1 protein-coding gene is annotated in these 823 nt (G+C 58.8%); it reads right to left on the reverse strand.

The features are described from left to right. Window positions 1–823: immunoglobulin-like domain-containing protein (locus ACP7D9_RS29465; RefSeq protein WP_426160420.1), on the reverse strand; the 823-nt coding region annotated here is incomplete at both ends.

Raw genomic sequence — 823 nt, forward strand, 5'->3', positions numbered from 1 at the left:
TAGGTAACAGTCCCGCCTTCAGCGACCGAAGTATCGGCGGTCAATTTGACGGTCGACGTATCGATGGTGTCAGTGACAGTCGTCACGGCTGGAGCAGTGCTTGGCACCAGGTTCTCGAAGTTGCCACCGGTCGCAGTTTTGATCGTGGCTTGCACGGAACCGGAGTCTTTGTAGACGTCATCGGATGGTGCCGGAACGGTTGCGGTGCCGGTGGTTTCGCCTGCCTTGATGGTAATCACAGCGCCGTTCGACAAGGTCACGGTCACTGGTGAGCCAGCGGCGTTGGTCAATGTCGCGGTGTAGGTGATCTGGCCACCTTCAGCCACGGAACCGGTCGCACTCAGCGACAGATTTGTAGTGTCGGAAACGTCGGTGACAGAAGTCGAAACTGGAGTCTTGTCCGCCACCAGATCTTCGAAATTGCCTCCGGTTACGCCAGTGATCGAGTTGGTGATCGGCGCATTGCCTGTCAGCGCATCGTTCTGAGCCACAGCGGTTGCAGTGCCAGTTGTTTGACCGACCGCGATGGTGATGGATTGGCCGTTGGCCAGAGTCACGACAACAGGCGAGCCAGTAACAGGCGCGCCAACCGTCGCGGTGTAGGTGACGGTGCCGCCTTCAGCGACCGAAGTGTCGGCGGTCAATTTGACGGTCGACGTATCGATGGTGTCAGTGACAGTCGTCACGGCTGGAGCAGTGCTTGACACCAGGTTCTCGAAGTTGCCACCGGTCGCAGTTTTGATCGTGGCTTGCACGGAACCGGAGTCTTTGTAGACGTCATCGGACGGTGCCGGAACGGTTGCGGTGCCGGTGGTTTCGCCAG

The organism is Pseudomonas sp. TSRC2-2, from assembly GCF_049897785.1.
Lineage (GTDB): Bacteria > Pseudomonadota > Gammaproteobacteria > Pseudomonadales > Pseudomonadaceae > Aquipseudomonas.